The sequence below is a fragment of the Marinifilum sp. genome, from assembly GCF_965230805.1.
In the GTDB taxonomy this organism is placed as follows: Bacteria; Bacteroidota; Bacteroidia; order Bacteroidales; family Marinifilaceae; genus Marinifilum.
In genome coordinates this window covers 316441-337214 of the sequence record NZ_OZ246019.1, presented here as the reverse complement: position 1 = coordinate 337214, position 20774 = coordinate 316441, and the positions used below count along the sequence as shown (strand labels likewise).

Here is a 20774-nt window from a genome sequence, read left to right as displayed (position 1 = left end):
TCTTTAATAAAGATACTAAATGTAATGCAGCAAAGTAATATTTTATGAATGGGAGTTTAGCTTGAACTATTGTTATTTATTTGCTTGTATATGCTTAAAAGATTTTCTGTTTGATTTAAGATATTGAATTCATTTTCAACACCCATGCGACAAAGAGTCGATAATTGTTTCATGGTTTTTCGGTCGCTAAGAAGGCTTTTTAATGCACTACAAAGTTCTTCTTTGCTGTTGTTTTCATAAACAATTCCACCTTTCGATTTCGCAACAATTTCAGGAAAAGCGCCAAGTTTTGGTTGTACAACAGGAACACCCGAAGCCATGCTTTCCAGAAGATACAGACCGAAAGCCTCACCATTTCTAACCGGAACTGAAATCATCTGAACTTTGTCAAAGAATTCATGACGACCTATACCGTCAAAATCATCATGGAATTCAACTTCCTTCCATAAATTAGCTTTTTTCAGTTTTTTCTCAGTTTCTTTTAATACTTTCTTATCATCACCTGTTGAACCTCCGGTAAGAACGAGTTTAACATCCTCGAACTCCTGATCTTGCTTTAGAAGAATAAAAGCATCTATAATGATATCGAAACCATTTTCTTCACACATTCTTGAGATGTACCCAATGTTCCTTTGTTTTTCATCAAAAGCTTTTACTCTGTAATCATTTGGTTCAACGCCCAAATGATTAATGAACAATTTGCTTTTAGGAATATTCATTTTATGCAAAGAAACCTTTGCATAAAAATCAGAAACAGCAATAAAACCATCAACCGATTTAGATTTTTCGCTCATCAGATTCCAGATTTTATTCCTGAACGAATCACTCATGGCATCCACCCAAACATCCTCATCCTGCAAAGAACAAACAATTGCAGCTTTAGGAAACTCTTCTCTTAGTTTTGGAGCCAAACCTAACAGAAGGGCATTGGACAGATGAATTACATCTGGTTGCAGGTGTTCTGCCATCCAACTAACCATTCGATGAAGCTCGTCTTTTTGTTTTCCTTCTTCTCCCATTAGCATAGAGATAGTCATTTCTTCCAAGCCTTCGGCATTGGTAGATCCGGCCATGCTAGCTGCCATTTTTAACATTGGCTTTGAGTTAAGGATTTTATCTACCCACCTTGGCGCTTTCTGAAAAATAGGGTAGAGCTGTTTCAAATAAATACTTATGGCTCCGTAAAAAACGGGAACCTCATTCAAATCATGTTCATCAGAAAACAAAGGAAGATACATTGGTAGTTTGGTTACCTGGTGTCCTTGCTTTTTAAGTGCCAAATAAAATTTGTCGTCGCGCAAGCAGTTTCCGCAGTAAAAGCTACCGCCTGATCCTGGTATAATTTGAAGAATATTCATGATTTGAATTTTAAAGCACCTTAATCTATAAGTACTTAAAGATATAACTTTTTGCTTAAGGCATTTTAAGTACTTGTAACTTGACTCTTATTTATCAAACTGCTTCGCCTCTTCCCAGATTATGTCCATTTCCTCTAAATTCATATCCTTAAGGTTTATTCCTTGTTTTAAGGTTTTGCTTTCAAGGTAATTAAAGCGTTTCATGAATTTTTGGTTGGTTCGTTCAAGGGCATTTTCAGGATTTACTCCATATAGTCGAGCTGCATTAATTAATGAAAAGAACAAATCCCCGAATTCTTGTTCAATTTTGTCCTGATCTCCTTTTCGGATTTCATTCTCCACTTCGTACATTTCTTCTTTAACCTTTTCCCAAACTTGCTCTTTCTCATCCCAGTCGAACCCAACACCGCGAACTTTATCCTGAATGCGATTGGCTTTTACCAGTGCAGGCAGCGATTGTGGTACGCCTTGCAGTACAGATTTATTTCCTCCTTTTTCCTTTAGCTTTAACTGCTCCCAATTTTCTTCCACCTCTTTGGCATCGGCAACTTTGGTGTCGCTAAAAATGTGCGGATGACGGTAGATTAGCTTTTCGCTAATGCTGTCGCAAACATCAGCAATATCAAAATCATTGGTTTCCGAGCCAATTTTGGCGTAAAAAACAATGTGTAAAAGAATATCACCCAGTTCTTTCTTTATTTCTTGTTTGTTTCCTTTCAGAATTGAATCGGCCAATTCGTAGGTCTCCTCAATGGTAAGGGTTCTTAGGCTTTCGAATGTTTGTTTTCTATCCCACGGACAACCTTCGCGAAGTTGATCCATTATATCCAGTAATCGCTCAAAGGCTTTTAATTTTCTGTCCATACTTTTGTATTTGATGATCGAAAATCAAATGTACGATTTTATGAGTACTTATAGGATATGCCAAGCTGCATTCGGTTAAAAATATCCGCTACTTAAACTTATCGTTACTCAATCTTTAATTAACGTGAGTTCGAGGTAAAATTCGTTAGAATTTTACCTCGAACTCACGTTAATTATAAAAATGAAAGAATATGGGGATGTTTTCCTTAGCAGAATCGCATTGTTTTCCTTTGTGCTTAACTTTTTGCATGCTTCAATTCCAAGCTTAAGGCTTCTGCTATTTCCTTTGCTACGGCTTCTACTTTTTGCTGAGAATTTGAGATAAGAAGAATTCTTTGGTGCGGAAACATTAATAAAAGTTTATAAACCTTGTTGGTTTCGTTTCGAGCGATCGAAAGTACTGCCATTCCTTTGGTTTCGCGAGTGTGGATAATTTGCAAGTGGGTGGCTTTCGATAAATCGGTCCATGAACCCAAACGCAAACCAAATATGCCTGTGTATTTTTTATAGCCTTTGTTTTTCGCATCTATTAGTAAACCCGAATGTGTAAACAAAAAAGGAATAGCAATAACAATGGCAACAACTCCAGGGTATACATCGCTAATAATTAGAGCAACACCTGTTATTAATAAGGTAACACCTAGCATAAAAAAGTTTAAGGGAAGGCGTTCGGTTTTGTAGGAAAGTATCATTGCATCAGGTATTGGTTTGAGAAACCAAGATAGGAAATTTCAATAAAAAGAGACTGTCCAAAAAGTTCAATATTAAATGTCATTCTGATAAAACACAAAGGCTTATGATTGTCTTGATCTTGTGACTTGCATCTGACAAATGGAAGAAAATTATAAGCAGATCGCAACTTATATTGAACTTGCTTTTTGGCAAGCTCATCGAGGGCAAGAATATGAGCCATTAGCTCACATCTTCAAGGGGCTGCTTTTCTTTTTCCATATTTCTTATTCTTTGCCTTAACAAATGACTCTGATATCTTTCTTTATCCAGATTTTGCTTCAATTTTTCTACTTTCTGAACAAGTTGACGAATCTGTTTGATACGTGACTTGGCTTTTTTATTTAGTCTGCGAAGTTCATTCTTGTAGCTATCCATTAAGCTTGAGGAGGTTGTAAACTTACGAGGTTTTTGTTTGGCAATATCAATCAGGTTGTGATTTAACTGCTGGTATAATTCTACTTTTGTGTTGAGTTCTTCAACTTTAGCACTTAATTCTTTGTTTTGCTTGTTCAAAAGCTCGTTTTCCGTTTCCAGATTATCCATCATGCCAGCGGAGTTTTTATCCAAAGAATCAACCAATTTAAACTGTACTTTTACATATTCTTTCCCATCCACTTTTATTTTTTCTCCACCTTGCAGGTTGTTGTAATGAAGCATTTTCTTGTTCTTTTCTAATAATAGCAGAGGTTTTATTTTTTTAATAATCTTCATTCTTATATTTTTTTAATAAAGGGGAAGTTTTGCTTGTAAAGATTTGGGATAAGATTATCGCAATTTGTTTGTACAAGGGTGTTTAAAAAGTAAGCTTTTACAGCATTCAATGGTTTTTAACCTTAAAATTTTTTTATGGTTTAAGATGCTTCAATTCTCTACACCAAAAGGATTCATTAAAATTTGATTTTGTTTGCCTTAGGGCTAACTTATTTTAAGATCAGACGCAGAATTTTACTTTTTATACACCCTCATTTTTATCTTTTTTTTACAGAGAAAAAATAGGCTTGTTCAACAGTCCTTTCGCATTTTCTAAGGCATCCTTGTATAGCGAACCTCTATTTTCGAATTGCATTACCGAATGCTCAAGAATTCTTCTGCTTGCAACAGGATTTAATAATTCGGTGCTGATAGGATTGATATCATTTGTTTTAGCGATAATACTTTTGAATTTAGCTGAATCGATTCTGGCTTGTATGCCTTTGATAATATTTTCGATGAGTAAGTTTTTTTCTTGCCATACAGCAAGTGTCATGGTTCCGTGTGCCAATTCATCAGCGTATCCAATTTGTATGTGCTTAAATTTTACCAGTAGTTCGGCATCTAAATATGCAGTCTCAAATTCAACGGCATTCTTTAAATCATCAATGCTATTGCTTAGATTATAAATAAGGGAAGTAGATGTTACCGACTCTTCTCCGAAAGTTTGTTCATCTTTTATGGAAACCGAGTTTGCCGACAAAAATGCATAAATACCGGGTGCGATTCTATTTGCACTAAATGCCAGATTGTTAGAGGCTGAAGATTTTGATTTAGCGGCTTCTGAAATTGAAACAACCAAATCGGAGTAACTGCTCACTGCATCTGCTGATGTGAGAATCTCTAAAACAGAACCTGTTAATGATTGCGCAACTGCTTCGAGAGTTGCTGCTATAACCGGTGCAATTTTATCTAAACTGAACTCATGAGAATATTCAGTTTTAATTGCAGAGTTAAAGATCAGCTGACGAAAATCCTGAATTTTTGCTTTTTGTGCATGTTCAGCCATTTTGGCCTCAAATTTTTGTCGGTTTGAAGCTTCCAAACTGATCAGTTGTTTGTTGAGTTGTTCGATTTGCTTTTTCGCATTTTCCGATTTCTGAACGACTTTTTCTAACGAAGGGCTTTTACAAGGCATAATTAAGTTTTTTAGTGATAATGTTTAAGAATTAAGTAATAACCAGAGTTCGATAAAGAGAATTTATTTGGATTATCGAGTTTTATTATCATGTATTCGATTTAAAGAGTGTAAATCAGCAAGAAATAAAAAACACACTTAAATGATCTTGATGCTTGAGTCCTGGTACTTTAAGCTCTAAATAAAAGGGCTAATTCTGTGATTGATATTTAAAAGTCAGGCTTGGTTCTAACTCGGTTTAATAAACGATTGTTTCTAATTTAAATCTGATTGGGATCTGTTATTTTTGCTTTAGAAAAAACTACCCCTTTCGGGGTAGTTTTGTAATTGTATGTATGAAATAGTGGTTAATCCACTTGAGTGTGTTCTTCTGTTTCTTCTTTTTTGCTTTTTCTGGATTTTACTACCAAGTTGTACTTTTCTATCATTTGATTAATGCTCTTATTTACTTCGATGTAAGGCTCTTCGCCGTTTAATAAGGCATTTGCTTCCATGTATTGTAATACTTTTTTGTAAGCACTGTAGTTTTGTTTGCGATATTCAACCATGGTAATTTCGGGCGACTTGGCATCTATTTCCATTCGTTCCATATATTGTTTTTCGAATTGGGTGTTAAAATCCTCCAACTTATTGGCCCAACTGCTTAGGTTAAGTTTTTCAAGCGCCTGAACAAGCTCTTGGTCAGTCTTCCATTTGGTACATACCTTTCTTATGGTACTTGTTTCTTTAATGTAATTGTAGTTATCAATCTGATCGCCAAAATTGTCGATGGAATCAAGTAAGTTGTCAGCAGCTAGGCTGGTTGCAGGATCGTAATGTTTGCGATAAGCTCTAATAACATCAATAATTCCACCTAAAGCCTGATCTCTTTTGCTGTCTGTTTCTTGCACAGATTTGGTTAGCTTATTAGCCAGTTCGGGATTGTAGAATGTGTCCATTTCGCTATAAAAGGATAGCAAAGCATCATATTGTGCTTTTACTTTTAGCAGCTCGGGATCGCCTTTGGAAATAATTTCAAGAAATGATTTGATGAATTGAATAAACTCCAGATTTTGGAGATTGTGCATATTAATATTTGAATACATAAAAACTAGATTATTAATTGTGTTATATTCTTTTATGTCAAAACGAATGTATGAATTATTTTTTTACAAAACGAAGGATTCAATAAAAAAATCACACAAAAAACACTTTAATCATGAAAAAAACACCTTTACTAAGCTTAAATGTGCCTTTTAATTAGAAATTAATAATTAAGTCCAAAAGAGTTTAAAATGCTTATTTTCTGCAATTAAAGTATTATAATTAATTTAAAATAAGAAGAATGATTTTTTGGGCTCACTTAAAAAAAAAGTGCCTTCCCCAAGTTGGGAAAACTCGAAATAAAAAAAAGGAGCCTTCCCCAAGTTGGGAAAACTCGAAATGAAAAAAAGAAGCCTTTCCCAAGTTAGGAAAACTCGAAATGAAAAAAAGAGATGCTTTCCCAACTTGGGGAAGGGGCTTGTAAATTAAAATGGAGTTTCCCCAACATGGGGGATCAGTTCTTGAAAAAAACATGCCTTCCCCAAGTTGGGGAAAAGCAGTGGCTTATCCCATTTGAATCATTTGGTGTTTTAATGGATGCTTTACTATTGCAGCCATTAAATACACGAATCTACTCTTTGAATTCAAGTGTTTGCTGTATTTCTTGTTCTATTTCAAGAGAGCTTAAAGGCAGACTAAAGGTAAATCTACTTCCTTTTCCAGGTGTCGATTCAACCCTGATTTCGCCTTTTAGCAGTAAAATTAAGCCTTTTACAATGGATAATCCCAGACCTGTACCTTCGTTTAATCTGGTTGAATTCAGATCGATTTGTGTGAATCGTTGAAAAATGTTTTTTAATTGGTTTGATGGAATGCCAATTCCAGTATCCGAAACCCAAAATTCTATCTCTTTTTCTCTTATTCTAAAGCCTATTTCGATTACCCCTTCGCTGGTAAATTTAAAGGCATTATTAATTAGGTTCGAAAATATCTGTTTCAGTTTTCCTTGGTCGGTATATAGCATAATTTTATTAGAACAGCTATCGAATGGATTTACTGTTTGGATATGATACTTGTTGTATTTTTCTTGATTGGCCTGACAAATAGTGCATAATTCCATTAGTAAATCCTTAAGTAAAAATTTTTCGGGATGTATTTCAAGTTTTTGCGATTCTATTCTCGATACATCCAACAAATCATTTAAAATACACAATAGGTCGTTACCTCTTTGGTTAATAATAGAAGTGTATTCAACCAGCTTATTTTTATTATCAAATTCGTCGGGAATGAGAGATGCAAACCCCAAAATGGCATTCATAGGAGTCCTTATTTCGTGACTCATGTTCTGCAGGAAGATGGTTTTTAAGCGGTCGCTTTCTTCTGCTTTGTTTTTGGCCGATACAAGTTCTTTGTTTTGCTTTATGAGTAGCTTTTCGTTGGCAAGAACTTTGTCCTGCGATTTGTATTGTGCTTTTACCGATTTAATTGTTCTTCGGTATGCCAACCAACCTAGCAGGAGTAGTAAAAAACACATGAAAGCGTGAAACTGTAGTATTTTTATTATTTCGGAATCGAGAATGGCATTGTATCTTTCCATTGGGATTGAAACACTAATTCCTCCCCTGATTTCGTTTATTTGATAGCCTTGTTGGGCATGACACTTTAAACAAGATTTTTCGACAAAAATGGGGCGCATGTATCGCATGTATTCTTTGTTATCAATAGTAAAAATACCTGAATATTCTTTTACCCCCTTTTTAAACTGCTTAAGAGCCTTTTGTTCCCATTTATCAGCTTTGTTTTCTTGGTTAATTGGGTTTAAGCTGGTAATGTGGCTTAAACTTCCGTGATGTGCCAATTCCAGCTCAAAGGCTAGCCTTGTCATATAAGCCGGATTAATCAGCGTAAGCGTATCGCCATCGGAAGTTACAACGTCTCTTTTGGGAACAAAGTCTAAATGCTTGTTGGGCTTTGTATTTTTGTTAACAGGAACATAAACTCCGCCGTGCATCGAAGCCCACCGACGAAAAGTGAGATCATTGTTATAATTTCCCAGAGCTTCAACTTTTGCCAGTTGGTGTGTGATTGATTTTTGTTCCTCGATATTCCATATTAAGGATAGAATGACCAAAGAAAGAAATGATAGACCCGATAAAATAAAAAAATGTTGAACTTTTTTGACATTTTTTTTCATAAGCAATGTAAATGGTAGTTTAAGATTGTAATGATTGGTAGTAGTATTTTTTGCAGTAATGAATACAAGCTTAATATTTATGCAGAAAATATACGTCGAAGGGTAAAAAAAGTTATTACCAGTCGCTTAATTTATTTGAAATGATTACCCTACAAAATTGTAACAGAAATTTTAGAATAAGTTTAAAGAGGGGGATTTCTGCTAATATTTTAATGAAATTTCGTTCTGATTGAATTAATCTAATAATGGCAGATGGATGATATTTTTGTATAAACCAATTATCCCACTATCATGAAAAGATTGAATAAGTTAAACATTCTGATTGTAGCTGTTATAGCAGTGGTGCTGTTTTTTGCAGGCAGTTACAGTACAGAATCGAAGGTTGAGAAGTATCCCCCCCATGTAAATCCGGAAAGAATTGTATTAACCTGGAACAATGCGGTTCACAATTCGCAAGCTGTAACATGGCGTACTAGTGTTGATGTAAAATCGGGAATGGTACAATGGGTGAAAGCAGTTAATTCAGCCGATGAGATTTTAGATCCTACTCAAAAGAAAGCGATAACTAAAACATTTAAATCGGATGTTAACGAGGCCAATTACCATTGCGCTACCATGACTGATTTACTGCCTGAAACCAATTACATGTATCGTGTTGGCGATGGCAAGAATTGGAGTGAGTGGTTTCAGTTTACGACTGCCAAGAGCGAGGCCGACGATTTCTCCTTTTTATATTTTGGCGATTTGCAAAACGGTATTAAGCAACACTGCTCAAGAGTAATCCGTAATGCTTACACATCATGTACAGATGCTGCATTTATGTTGTTTGGAGGAGATTTGGTAAACGATCCGGAAGATAACCAATGGGGTGAATGGTTCGAATCGGGCGATTGGATTTATGCTTCGGTTCCTGTAATGGCTGCAGCTGGTAATCATGAATACAAACGACAGCTGATTGGCGGTTTGGGCGAGCATTGGAAATATCAGTTTAACTTTCCTACAAACGGTCCGGAAGGCTTGCAAGCTTCGGTTTATTATTTCGATTACCAGGGAGTGCGTTTTGTGGTGCTTGATACCGAAGGAATGAGCGATGGCATTATGGGATCGTACGAGAAACAGCGTGATTGGCTGGAAGAGACCTTGGCAAATAACCCATACAAATGGAGTGTTGTTACTTTGCATCATCCATTTTTGTCGAACCGAAAAGGGCGAAATAATGATGAGTTGAAAAATTTGGTTAAACCTGTTTTCGATAAATATGATGTTGATTTGGTGTTGCAGGGACATGATCATACTTACGGACGTACTGGTTTTCTTACCGAAACAGAAAATAAAGGACCAGTATATGTAACTTCGGTGGCAGGTTCTAAAATGTATGTGGCAGAGCCAAAAGAAGAGATGCAACGCATGGCATCAAGCACTCAATTGTATCAAAAAGTAGATGTGAAAGAGAACTCGATTCTGTTTTCGACTTATACTGTGAACGGCAATCTGTACGACCAGTTTATCTTGCAAAAAGATGAAAAAGGAAATAAAGAATTAATTGAGTTGATACCGGAAGGACAAGACGAAAGATTGAATTTACCACGAGCTTACAAAGAGAATCGATCGGAAAAAGAATTGCAAGAATATCAGATTAAATTAGACAATAGAAAAAACAATTTACAGGCGAATACTTAGACTGTAATTAACTATTAACCAATAAGGGGCTTGCGTGGGCGAGGCCCTTTTTTTGGCTTTTACAGCGATTTGCCATCGTGTTTATTAAATGCGATTTTCTTGTAAGGGATACTGCCAACAGGCAAAAGGCTGAAAAGGTAAAAAAGATTTGAACACCATTTTTATACTACTAGCATGAAATAAGTCGCCTTCTTTTTCGTAACAAATCGGAATAAAAGTATCCCTTTGGCTGTCGCAATATCTCCTAAAAGGGAAGAGTTCTGCCATTAAACTAAGCAAAACTTCACTTTGTTCCTCCCCGGTTAGGATCATCATAAGGATTGAACTATTTCTTAATGCTATTTTGTATCAAGAAGTATTTCTCAGATGATTCTTTCTTTAGGTCTTTAAGCTTGCCATTTAATCGGTATTCAATCATTTTTTCGATGGGAAATCCTCTCCAGTTGTAGGATATTGTATCAGTTATATGGCCTTGTACGGATTGCATAAAATAATCCTTGTCCTTAATAATGTAGCTTTCAGTTGTATTATCGGAGAACAGTTCGTTGACATGGAAGTGTGAATTGCCATTTACCCTTAGTTTGGCTGCTACTTTTTTGTTATCGTAAATGGAAAGGTTGTGTTGGCCTTTCTTTTCAAAATAGCTGATAATTTGATTGGCCTGATGAGGGAAAATATAGGGAGAGAGCATTACAAACATCAAACCAAACAAGCTGCTTGTTTGAACAAATATTTGAAACTCTTTTGATTGATAGATGTAAGTATAAACATTAATAAAAAGGATAACTGCCAAAATCAATATGATATAATATTCGGCCTGAAATAGCCAAATCGAGAAAAGTGCAGCAATTGCAGCTATGATGAATAGTATGCGAAATACGAGCGTGCCAATTGTAAGTGCTCTTACTTTTTCAGGATTAATTTTTAATGCAATTAGTACCGAAAGCAATGGAACTACAGGTAAAATGTACCTGTCGTACATTGGCGATACAGCAGTGCAAAACAGAATGGTAAGCGAAATCCATAATAGTATAAATAGCTCTTCGCTTTTTGCCTTCTGCCTTATTTTAATTGTAAATAAGTCATTGGTCTGAAATAGCCACGCCAATGGATATGCCAGAAGAAAAACGATGCTTAAACCAAAGCCTTTAAGGTAAGATAATGAGCTACTGCCAACACGTTCGTTTACCTGGTCGTTAAGGAACGCATCTACTGCCAATTGCCCGTGCTGAAGATACATAGCCACATACCAAAAGCTCGCAATGAATGCCGCTATGGGGATCCAGTAAGGCGATATAAAGTGTTTGATTGCAATTCTGTTCCATGGATTGAAAAGTAGGAATGCTAAACTTACTGATGAGTAGGCTAATGCGGGTAGCCCTTTTGTTGCAGTTGCCAAAGATGCACCCAAATAAAATAAGGCAATGGAATGGGATGTTTTTCCTTTGCCTTTTAATAATCGGATGGATGCTATTCCCATCAGCGATAGAAAAATGCAAAGCCAAATATCAGGGATATTTCGTGAGGAACACATGATATACAAGGGATTGGAAGCCAATATCAATGTTGACAAGATGGCTGTTCGTTCGCTGTTGAATATCAATTTTAACTGCTTAAAAAAGAAAAATAAAAATACAGAAGCGCCCAGCAAAGAAGGTATACGAGAACTAAATTCGGATACTCCAAAAGTGAAATAGCCAGCCAATAAAGTCCAATATGTAAAAATCGGTTTTAGAAACCGAAGGCTTCCATCGGGATAGGTAGGAGTGAGGTAATCTCCGTTCCCCAACATTGCAATTACTGCATTGGTGTAATGCTTTTCATCGGGATGATGAAACAGGTAGCTTAAAGCGAATGGCGCAATAAGAACAAAAAATAAAACGGAAATGCTTAATGCAGATCCGTTTTTTGAAGCAATAAGCTTGCGTATAAAGAAAGTAGACATAGAACTCTATTTACTGAATGTTTTTTAGATCTCGATTTCCTCGACTATAATGCCTTTTAATGGTTTGTGCCGTTGATGCATTACCAACTTTCACCAAATATCTTTGTTGTAAAGATGCTTGACGAGTAGCAGGCCAAATAAATTTAAATTTTGGTTTCGATACTTTTTTATGATCGTACGTATATAGTTTTTCAAGCTTTACATTGCTGCTTTGAATCTCTTCTAAGCCTTCCTTATTGGTATAAACCCAAGAGGTGTTTTGATTAAGAATAGCATTCAACTGATTGCTGTTGTGCACGTAATGACTTTCGCTTTTGGCATAAAAGTAAACTTCATCGTGCTCACATTTATAGCTGTATAAGATATCCGAATCCTTAGCCTCGGCATTGTAGGTTTTGCACATCTGAACCGATGCCATATAATCGAACATGGATGGTAGCATTACCGTGAACAGTACAATGTTTAAAGCAGTTACCGATAGAATGGTGGTAACTTTTAGATGATGAAAATTCTTTTTCCTAAAGAAATAATAGCAAAACATTACGAATGCCAGAGCTACCGGAAGCCATACATACCATGTAGTAGTTGGCCAAATGTAAGTGGGAATAAAAAAGGCAATTGCCCAAAGAATTAGCAATGATCCAAAATGAATCGGATTAAGAATTTTCTTTAGTCTTGGATAATTATCGGATTCCTGAATTTTAAGTATCCATTTAGCAGTGTAGATGGATATTAAGGGGGTAACAATCATCATGTAATGAGGTGCTTTCCCTTTGGCCATTGATAGTACAATTAAAAATAAAACACTACCTCCTAAAGTTACAAATTCATCGTTTGGTAAAGCTTTCCATTTTTTTAACGAATGCTCTCTAAACTCCATAAACAATGCAATCAATGCAAAAATCGACCAAGGCAGAAGGATGTAGGCCATGGTGTGTATGTAGAAGAAATAATCGGTATTTCCACCTGCATAAGAACCATCAATACGGCCTGCCATATTTGTCCAGAAATAAAACTTAACTCCTTCAATACCTAGCTGACCATATAATCCAGCCAAAGCAGGAGATATTACCAGTAAGAGTATAAAGGCTGCCAATATCCAACGCCAGTTGAATATGTTTTTGAAATCGCGATGTAGTAGGAGGTGTGTTCCTATGGCAAAAACAGGTACGGCCAAGCCAATTGGTCCTTTCGACATCATAGCTAGACCAATACCCACAAATCCAAGAACAAAATGATGCCATTTTTTATTTTTTAAATATTCCATTACTTGCCATATCCCAAAAATTACATTGGCGGTTAGTAGTGCATCAGTATGGATATCCATATTATAGAGAAAGCACATTTCGGTTGTTACAAAAACCAAAGCAGCTAACTTTCCAGTTGCTTCGTTGTACAGTAGTTTACCTAAACGAAAAATGGAATAAATACCTAGCGCCGAGAATAATAAAGTGGGTAGTTTAAAAGCCCAGTTGTAGTAACCAAACAGTTTAAAGGAAATGGCTCCCAACCAAAACAAAAGCGGTGGTTTTTGGTCGTATGGCATTCCATGAGATTTTAGGTTAATCCAATCTCCGCTTTCCAATAGTGTGCGGCTAATGGCTGCGTATTTACCCGCATCGGCAGTTTGATGCACAAATAATCCAAAAAAGTAAGTTAGACCAATTAGTGCATAAAGGGTGTAGTATATGTATTTATTTTGAGTCATGAGTTTGTAGTTTGTTCAATGGATAGTTCTTTGGAGTGGAATTGTTTCTCAAAAGGACTAATCATGTAATAAATCCCCGCAAAGGATACAATGGCTGTAATGATGTAAAAATACAAGCTTACAGCAATGGCAATGTCTACATTTAAGTGCAACAAATCGGCACCAATATAGGCGGTAAATTCTCTACCTCCTATTCCGCCAATGGTTAAAGGAAGAGCTGCTACTACCGAAGAGCTTAAAAATAAGAACAAGTATCCGGGTAGATTTGAGCTTTGCCCTAAAGCCGTAAGTAGCAGAAAGGCCGTAATCAACTGCAAGCTTTGAACGATCAAAGAGTATAGAAAAGTTTTCTTTGTAGTTCCTTTTAAGTATGGAAAAAGCTTAGCAACGAACAGGTAATAAACTGCATAAGAAACAGGAATTAAAAGTAAAACTGCATACTTGTAGTCGATTTGAAACGGACATAGTACAAAAATGATTACCAGTAAGCAAAACAAGGCATGCAATCCACTTAAGCGATCCACCAATGATGAACCGATTAATCTTTTCACATTATTGAACCCTTGTTTTTTAAGCAAGTATATTTTGTAACCGTCGCCACCAATACCTCCGGGAAGAAATAAATTGTAAAACATCCCCAGTAGGTACAATTTTAGGTTTGAGATATGATCCAACTTCACGTCTATTGATCTGAAATAGATTAACAGACGATATGCAGCTACTGTTTTCGAAAGAATAAACAATACAGCAGCTGCAAGAATTATGGCAAGGTTAACGTCTTTGATTTGTTCCATACCTCGGCAAAAGGTATTTTGGTAAAAACAAAATAAAGGGCTAGTGCAGATATTATAATCTTAACAAGCGCCTTTAGAAAATTCGTATTTATCACTTGTTTTAACAACTCTTCTAACTTTAAATGGTGTTTTGTTTTGCGATTCGAAATAGGTTCTTACTTGTATTTCCGATACAATACCTATGGTGATGATTTGAATACCGGCTACCATTAATAGCAAACCCAAAATCAAAAGTGGTTTTCCCCAGATATCCTGTCCCATTAGCTTTAAAACCAACAGGTATACATTAATTAAACCACCAATAATCATCATGGCAATACCATAACCACCGAAAATATGCATTGGCTTTTGCATGTATTTTTTCATGAAAACCATAAGCATTAAATCGCTTACCACCTTAAAGGTACGATTTAAGTTGTATTTGGATTTACCAAATTGACGTGCATGGTGTTTTACGGGCATTTGAGTAATGGTAGCTCCTTCAAGACTTGCCAATACAGGAATAAAGCGGTGTAGCTCACCATAAAGACCTAAATCTTTCGCAATTTCTTGTTTGTAAACTTTTAAAGTACATCCATAGTCTTTCATTTTAACGCCTGTGTACTTTCTAATAAAAAAGTTAGCGATTTTACTTGGGATCAATCGCAGAAACATCCCATCTTGCCTTTTGGCACGAATACCGGCAACCAAATCCCAATCTTCATCTTCAGCAAGCTTTAACATTGCGGGAATGTCGGATGGATCGTTTTGAAGATCTCCATCCAAGGTTACTACATATTCACCTTCAGCTTGTGCAATACCAGCGGCTAAAGCAGAGCTTTGTCCGTAATTTTTCCTCAACTGAACCATGATAAATCTATCATCAGGAATTGATAAAATTCTTTTACGTGTTTGGTCGGTTGAGCCGTCATCTACGAATATGGCTTCAAAATCGTAATCGTTTAAACTATCTACGATTTGTTCGCTTAAAGGAATAATGTTCTCTTCCTCGTTGTAAACGCAAATAACGAGACTTAATTTTTTCATAATTTACTTGTTTGTTTTTCTGTTTTTATCAGCGATTGTAAAACCACTGTTGTGCGTCCTTCGAAAAGGTCTTTTTGTTCAAATATTTTTTTTGCGTAAGTACTGTATTCAATATCTCTTAGTCGTTTTCGTTGTGTGATTACAATAGCATTTGTATTCTTGCTCAGAAAATCTTTTAATTCATCTGGCGTTTTTAAATGGGAAACCCTCTTGCGCAGATAGAACGGGAAAGACTGATTAAACTTTTTGTAATAAGCCAATGGAGTGTTATGCCCGGTTAGCGCGATGGTCTTGTCAACAGGATTTTGAGCTGCCACATTTGAATACATTAGCTGCGATAAAACCATTGAGGTTACAATAAATCCTATGGCAATAGACTGCAAAGCAAATTGAGCTTTATGCTTTCGGTAAAAAGAGTAAGCTATAAAGCTTCCAATAGCTGCCGGAATAATTAGGAATGCCAATAAACTTAGCGGTTTTAATGCCGATTCTGCCTGAAAACCAAAGTAAGCACCTGGTATCAATAAAATGGCAAAAACCAGAATGGATATGATCTCAGGTTTAAATTTGCTTTTCTTTACTTTAGATAGATAACTAGCCAGAACGATAGCGAAAAACGGATAGGATGGAGCCGTATAATTAGGCAATCGAGTTGAGGATGTCATGAAGAATCCAACTATGCTTAAGAATGCAATTAAGGCTATGAATAATGCATGGTTTTCTTTGTTTTTTATGGCTTTTTTTATGGCTCTAATAAAGAATGCAGAGAAGGGTAGCATTCCCACCAATACAAATAGTGGAGCTGCCAGAAATGTTCCGCCATGTCCCTCTTTTGTCGAAGAAAAACGTTCGATATTGTGCTCGAAAAAGAAACCTTGAGTCCATGCTCCATTGGTTTGTTCATGTACAGCCCAATACCAAGGCAGGGCAACGAGAAGAACAATGAATATTCCTTCGATAGGTCGCAATTGCCATATGGTTTTTAGGGATAATTGTTTTGTGAAAATCAGAAACAGTAGCATGATTAACCCCGGCAGAGCAATAGCAACAGGCCCTTTGGTTAATGCACCTAAACCCATGCATACATACATTAAATAAGCTGATACATGGCGTTTGGATTTTACAGCATCGAAGAATAAAAAGATACTGGACGTAAAAAAGAAAATCAGGTAAGGGTCGGGTACCGACATGTGGAATTGTATGCTAAAATGAACAGAGGCGAGCAATACAATACTAGTCCATATAGCAGCTTTTAATCCAATCCATCTTTTCGTAAAGAAATAACTGATTAATATGGTAAGACAACCAAAAATCACTGAAAAGAAACGAGCCGCCCATTCCGACACTCCAAAAATGGAATAGGACAACATCATGAAATAATAATGTAAAGGAGGCTTGTCGGTCCTTAATTCATAATTATAAGTCGGCACAATGTAATTATCGCTTTCAAGCATTTCTCTTGCACATTCTGCATTTCTTGCTTCATCTACAATAAATATTTCACCTGTAATTCCTCTCGAAAGAGAAAGCAATGCAAGAACACTTATGGCAACGGGTATCCAAATTTGTATTGACCGATTTGATAATCCTCGAATCATGCGCTTTGTGGAGATTGATTCTTATTGGCCAATCGGTTTTTCTTGAATGCCAATTGTGGAATTCTTTTCTTGGAAAGCAGCGATCCGCTAAGAGCTGGGACTTTATGTAGCTTGAATACTTTTTCAAATATTAATACAACCAAAACAGATTCGGCAACTCCTAAAATGGCTCCCACATAAACATCAACAAGGAAATGTTGGAATAAATATATTCTTGAAAAACCAACTAAAACAGCAATAGTAAAGTTGATTGTTGCTACGCGAGAATTGCGATATACCCAAAATAGGATAAAAGCAGCAGCAAAAATGGTCATTGTGTGACCGCTAGGGAATGAACGCTTAAAGTGTTCTTCCATTCCTGCGGGAAAACGCAATTGTAAATCGCCCAAGTAATATAAAGGTCGCATGGCATCAGAAAATAATACCCTTTTAAATATAAATGTTACAATTCCGGATACAGCTAAAATACCTGTACACAATATGGCGTAATAGTATCTTATAAATAACAATACAACTGCTAATACAGCCAACAAGCCTCCAAGTCCTAGCTGAGTGATTCCATTAAAAATTGGATCGGTGAATGAACTTGAATACTGATTTACAAGAATAGAAAATTCTGTCTTGCTGTATAAAGCCAATAGAATGGCACCAACAACTAAAAACCCCGCAAATAATTGAATTGCGTATTGTATGTGTGGATTTGAATGTCGTAATTTCATAATTGTGCGATATGTGGTTCGACACAAATATGAAGTTTCAATTCATCTTTAGGATCAACTTAGATTTAAGAAATAATTGATTTATTTTGGCAAAAATATTAAGATTGTGACCATTGTTAATCCTGTGTTTTTTTTCTATTATTTATTTAAAACATATATATTTCACTTGTGTGTCAGCGAATTGATTCTGAAAGACTCCAAGCCTCAGGTTTGTTTAAGAACCATTTCTTTACTTGTTCCCAATTGTTACGAAAAAAAGCTGATTCTCGGTATTTATTCAAAGCCATTACCGATTCCCAATGACTTACGGTAAAGAAGATATTTGGATGGTTTTGATCCTGTAAAACCTTTAAATGAGAACAACCTTCGAAAGCTAAGATGTTTGCTTTTTCATTGCTTGTCAGGATTTTGAAATCTTCAATATGTTCCGATAGAATTTCAAGTTTTACAAAGCGTGTAATCATTGGATTTTTATTTGAATATTTCATCTGGTTATAATTTTTTGTCATTTGTCAGATGGAAATTGCAAGATCATAATAATCATGCCTGTTTTTTTGTGTATGAAAAGCTGAAGTAAAAAATTTTTAACAGTTTCTTGCAAACTACAAGTTCACAAATCAGAATTAATAACTAATTTGTGAGCTCAAATGTAATGAATACTGATAGAATTATATGATAGAAAAGAGTATATCTTTAGGAGTAATTGATCCACTTGAATTTTATGGGATTAACAATTCAAAATTTGACCTTATCAAGGAATTCTTTCCGAAACTTAAAATTGTTGGCCGAGGAAATGAAATCATTGCCAGCGGAGAGAAAAAAACACTTGAGATATTCGAGGATAAAATAAATCTGATAATTCAACACTACAATCAATACAATGTTATTACTCTTTCCAACATCAAGCGAATTATTCTGGAAAATACACCAGGTATTCAAGATCCCGATGATCCGGAAAGTGTAATCATTTTTGGGAATAATGGAAAGATTATTCGTGCAAAAACAACGAATCAGCACAAGCTGGTAGAAAGATCTGCTAAAAACGATATGGTGTTTGCGGTGGGGCCAGCCGGTTCAGGAAAAACTTACACAGCCATCGCTCTAGCGGTTAAAGCGCTGCGAAATCAGGAAGTAAAACGAATCATTTTAAGTCGGCCGGCAGTAGAAGCGGGAGAGAATCTTGGTTTTCTTCCGGGTGATCTAAAAGAGAAGATCGATCCTTATTTGCAACCGCTTTACGATGCCTTATTGGATATGATTCCTCCACGAAAATTAGCAGATTACTTGGAAGCTGAAGTAATCCAGATTGCACCATTGGCTTACATGCGAGGCAGAACTTTAAACGATGCATTTGTAATACTGGATGAGGCACAAAATACAACCACCAAACAGTTAAAGATGTTCCTAACTCGTATGGGAACCAGTGGCAAATTCATGATTACAGGTGATATCACTCAAATCGACTTGCCAAGAAAACAGCAATCCGGTTTAATACAAGCATTTCGGATTCTAAGGAAGATCAAAGGAATAGCTATGGTTGAGTTCGATAGTTCAGATATTATTCGTCACCGATTGGTAAAAGAAATTGTTGCAGCTTACGAGAAGGAAGATGAAAGGGCAGAGCAAAAGGTCAAAGAAAAAAAGCTGGAAGAGAAATAGAAAAATGACGGTGACAGTGATTAGTAATGAGCTGCTTTATGTAATTTGATACTTTAAGTATTTACTGACTTTTTGAATAATTAGTGTAAAGAATGCTAATTCCCCGAACTAATTTTTTGACCTATTTTCCTTTCTACTGCGTTAAGCTTTTTCGCCGTAGCTACGGCTATGCCTGTAAACCTTGCCTTGTAAAAAGAAAAATATTTTCAAAAACTTTAATTCGTTTTATTAACACTCTTCACACTAGGGTTTTCCCTATTGGATAAATCAAAGGTGAATTTTCTGTAACAAATTCGACATTTGTTCTTTCCTACAATTTTACTTTTATCTATATTCGCAATTAATTGAAAATGGCTAACAGCTAATGGCTTTTGGCTTAATTCCGGTTTTATTATGAAATGGGTGGTTAAAATTCTTTTGAGATTATTCAAGCTGAAAATAGAGGTGTAGCGTAGCCAGGCCGATATCATTTAAAGAAGAATAAAAAAAAAGGACAAAAGAAAGAGACTTGTTTTAAGGTAATACTGGTATAATTTTAAACCGTTTTATAAACTATTGAATTTTTGGAGCAATGAAAGAAGCTATTGTAAAAACAGATTTTAATTTTCCGAATCAAAAGAATGTTTACAAAGGTAAGGTAAGAGACGTTTATAATATCAAAGACGAATATCTTGCAATGGTTGTTTCGGATCGTATTTCAGCATTTGATGTTGTATTGCCAAAGGGAATTCCTTTTAAAGGACAGGTTTTGAATCAAATAGCAGCACGCTTCTTAGACGCAACTGCGGATATTGTTCCAAATTGGAAGATTGCTACTCCCGATCCAATGGTAACTGTTGGTCATCTTGCGGAGCCTTTCATGGTTGAAATGGTAATTCGCGGATACCTTACAGGACATGCCTGGAGAGAGTACAAGGCTGGAAAAAGAACTTTGTGCGGGGTGCCACTTCCCGAAGGAATGGTTGAAAACCAAAAGTTCGAAAAGCCAATTATTACTCCAACTACCAAGGCATTGGAAGGTCACGATGAAGATATCTCAAGAGAAGAAATATTAGCTCAGGGATTGGTTTCGGAGGAGGATTATACAAAGTTGGAAGAGTATACAAAGGCTTTATTCCAAAGAGGAACTGAGATTGCTGCTGAAAAAGGACTGATTTTGGTTGATACCAAATATGAGTTCGGTAAGAAAGATGGCAAAATTTACCTGATTGACGAGATTCATACTCCTGATTCGTCGCGTTATTTCTACACTGAAGGTTACCAAGAGCGCCTGGCAAACGGTGAAGCTCAAAAACAGCTTTCAAAAGAGTTTGTACGTGAGTGGTTAATGGAAAATGGTTTCCAAGGTAAAGAAGGACAAGAGATTCCTGAAATGGATGAAGCAAGAATTAATCAGATTTCTGAACGCTATATCGAATTGTACGAGCAAATTATTGGCGAGAAATTCGTTAAAGCTGAAGCAACCAGTGTTAAGGAAAGAATCGAAAAGAATATCGAAGCTTGTTTGCAAGAAATCTAAAATATGATTTCCAGATACTAGAAACCCCGGAATCTATCGGATTTCGGGGTTTATTGTATTTGTATGG

17 protein-coding genes are annotated in these 20774 nt (G+C 36.0%); 3 read left to right on the top strand and 14 right to left on the bottom strand.

Going from position 1 to position 20774, the window contains the following annotated elements; translation table 11 throughout:
* Positions 1-56 precede the first annotated feature (56 nt).
* The 7 genes from ACO05S_RS01375 to ACO05S_RS01345 all read right to left on the bottom strand — a co-directional run bounded on the left by ACO05S_RS01375 (position 57) and on the right by ACO05S_RS01345 (position 8059).
* Positions 57-1358, bottom strand: coding sequence for a glycosyltransferase family 4 protein (locus tag ACO05S_RS01375; protein WP_421919755.1), 1302 nt, complete (start codon positions 1356-1358; stop codon positions 57-59).
* Positions 1359-1445: 87 nt separating this feature from the next.
* Positions 1446-2222 (bottom strand): nucleoside triphosphate pyrophosphohydrolase, encoded by a 777-nt coding sequence (mazG, locus tag ACO05S_RS01370; protein ID WP_421919754.1) that lies wholly within the window; start codon positions 2220-2222, stop codon positions 1446-1448.
* Positions 2223-2458: 236 nt separating this feature from the next.
* Complete coding sequence (locus ACO05S_RS01365) at positions 2459-2914, bottom strand: hypothetical protein (protein WP_421919753.1); 456 nt, start codon at positions 2912-2914, stop codon at positions 2459-2461.
* A gap of 220 nt (positions 2915-3134) precedes the next feature.
* On the bottom strand, positions 3135-3665 hold the full coding sequence (locus tag ACO05S_RS01360) for a hypothetical protein (protein ID WP_421919752.1): 531 nt from the start codon (positions 3663-3665) through the stop codon (positions 3135-3137).
* 268 nt (positions 3666-3933) lie between these two features.
* Positions 3934-4842: a hypothetical protein gene (locus tag ACO05S_RS01355; RefSeq protein WP_421919751.1), complete on the bottom strand. Its 909-nt coding sequence runs from the start codon at positions 4840-4842 to the stop codon at positions 3934-3936.
* A gap of 347 nt (positions 4843-5189) precedes the next feature.
* The gene (locus ACO05S_RS01350; RefSeq protein ID WP_421919750.1) at positions 5190-5927 is read right to left on the bottom strand and encodes a DUF6261 family protein; all 738 of its coding nucleotides are present in this window, start codon (positions 5925-5927) and stop codon (positions 5190-5192) included.
* A gap of 569 nt (positions 5928-6496) precedes the next feature.
* Positions 6497-8059, bottom strand: a complete 1563-nt coding sequence (locus ACO05S_RS01345; RefSeq protein ID WP_421919749.1) for an ATP-binding protein — start codon at positions 8057-8059, stop codon at positions 6497-6499.
* Between the two features lie 291 nt (positions 8060-8350).
* Between ACO05S_RS01345 and ACO05S_RS01340 the strand changes: the two genes are divergently transcribed.
* Entirely contained in the window at positions 8351-9739 is a 1389-nt protein-coding gene (locus tag ACO05S_RS01340) for a fibronectin type III domain-containing protein (RefSeq protein WP_421919748.1), read from the top strand.
* A gap of 325 nt (positions 9740-10064) precedes the next feature.
* Here ACO05S_RS01340 and ACO05S_RS01335 read toward each other — a convergent pair whose 3' ends face one another.
* From ACO05S_RS01335 to ACO05S_RS01305, 7 genes are all read right to left on the bottom strand, one after another.
* A complete protein-coding gene (locus ACO05S_RS01335; RefSeq protein WP_421919747.1) occupies positions 10065-11684 on the bottom strand; it encodes an ArnT family glycosyltransferase in 1620 nt (539 codons plus the stop codon).
* Between the two features lie 10 nt (positions 11685-11694).
* Positions 11695-13392 (bottom strand): ArnT family glycosyltransferase, encoded by a 1698-nt coding sequence (locus tag ACO05S_RS01330; protein WP_421919746.1) that lies wholly within the window; start codon positions 13390-13392, stop codon positions 11695-11697.
* Positions 13389-14186 (bottom strand): lysylphosphatidylglycerol synthase transmembrane domain-containing protein, encoded by a 798-nt coding sequence (locus tag ACO05S_RS01325; protein ID WP_421919745.1) that lies wholly within the window; start codon positions 14184-14186, stop codon positions 13389-13391. Before ACO05S_RS01325 ends, ACO05S_RS01330 begins: the two co-directional genes overlap by 4 nt.
* Before the next feature lie 60 nt (positions 14187-14246).
* A complete protein-coding gene (locus ACO05S_RS01320; RefSeq protein WP_421919744.1) occupies positions 14247-15212 on the bottom strand; it encodes a glycosyltransferase family 2 protein in 966 nt (321 codons plus the stop codon).
* A complete protein-coding gene (locus ACO05S_RS01315; RefSeq protein ID WP_421919743.1) occupies positions 15209-16810 on the bottom strand; it encodes an ArnT family glycosyltransferase in 1602 nt (533 codons plus the stop codon). Before ACO05S_RS01315 ends, ACO05S_RS01320 begins: the two co-directional genes overlap by 4 nt.
* The gene (locus ACO05S_RS01310; protein ID WP_421919742.1) at positions 16807-17529 is read right to left on the bottom strand and encodes a phosphatase PAP2 family protein; all 723 of its coding nucleotides are present in this window, start codon (positions 17527-17529) and stop codon (positions 16807-16809) included. The genes ACO05S_RS01315 and ACO05S_RS01310 overlap by 4 nt, the downstream gene beginning before the upstream one ends.
* A gap of 173 nt (positions 17530-17702) precedes the next feature.
* The gene (locus tag ACO05S_RS01305; protein WP_421919741.1) at positions 17703-18017 is read right to left on the bottom strand and encodes a putative quinol monooxygenase; all 315 of its coding nucleotides are present in this window, start codon (positions 18015-18017) and stop codon (positions 17703-17705) included.
* Between the two features lie 184 nt (positions 18018-18201).
* On the opposite strand from ACO05S_RS01305, the gene ACO05S_RS01300 reads away from it, so the two are divergent.
* Both ACO05S_RS01300 and ACO05S_RS01295 read left to right on the top strand, forming a co-directional pair.
* Positions 18202-19188 carry a PhoH family protein gene (locus ACO05S_RS01300; RefSeq protein WP_421919740.1) on the top strand — a complete coding sequence of 329 codons (987 nt, stop codon included), beginning with the start codon at positions 18202-18204 and terminating at the stop codon, positions 19186-19188.
* A gap of 571 nt (positions 19189-19759) precedes the next feature.
* Positions 19760-20707, top strand: coding sequence for a phosphoribosylaminoimidazolesuccinocarboxamide synthase (locus ACO05S_RS01295; protein ID WP_421919739.1), 948 nt, complete (start codon positions 19760-19762; stop codon positions 20705-20707).
* Positions 20708-20774 lie beyond the last annotated feature (67 nt).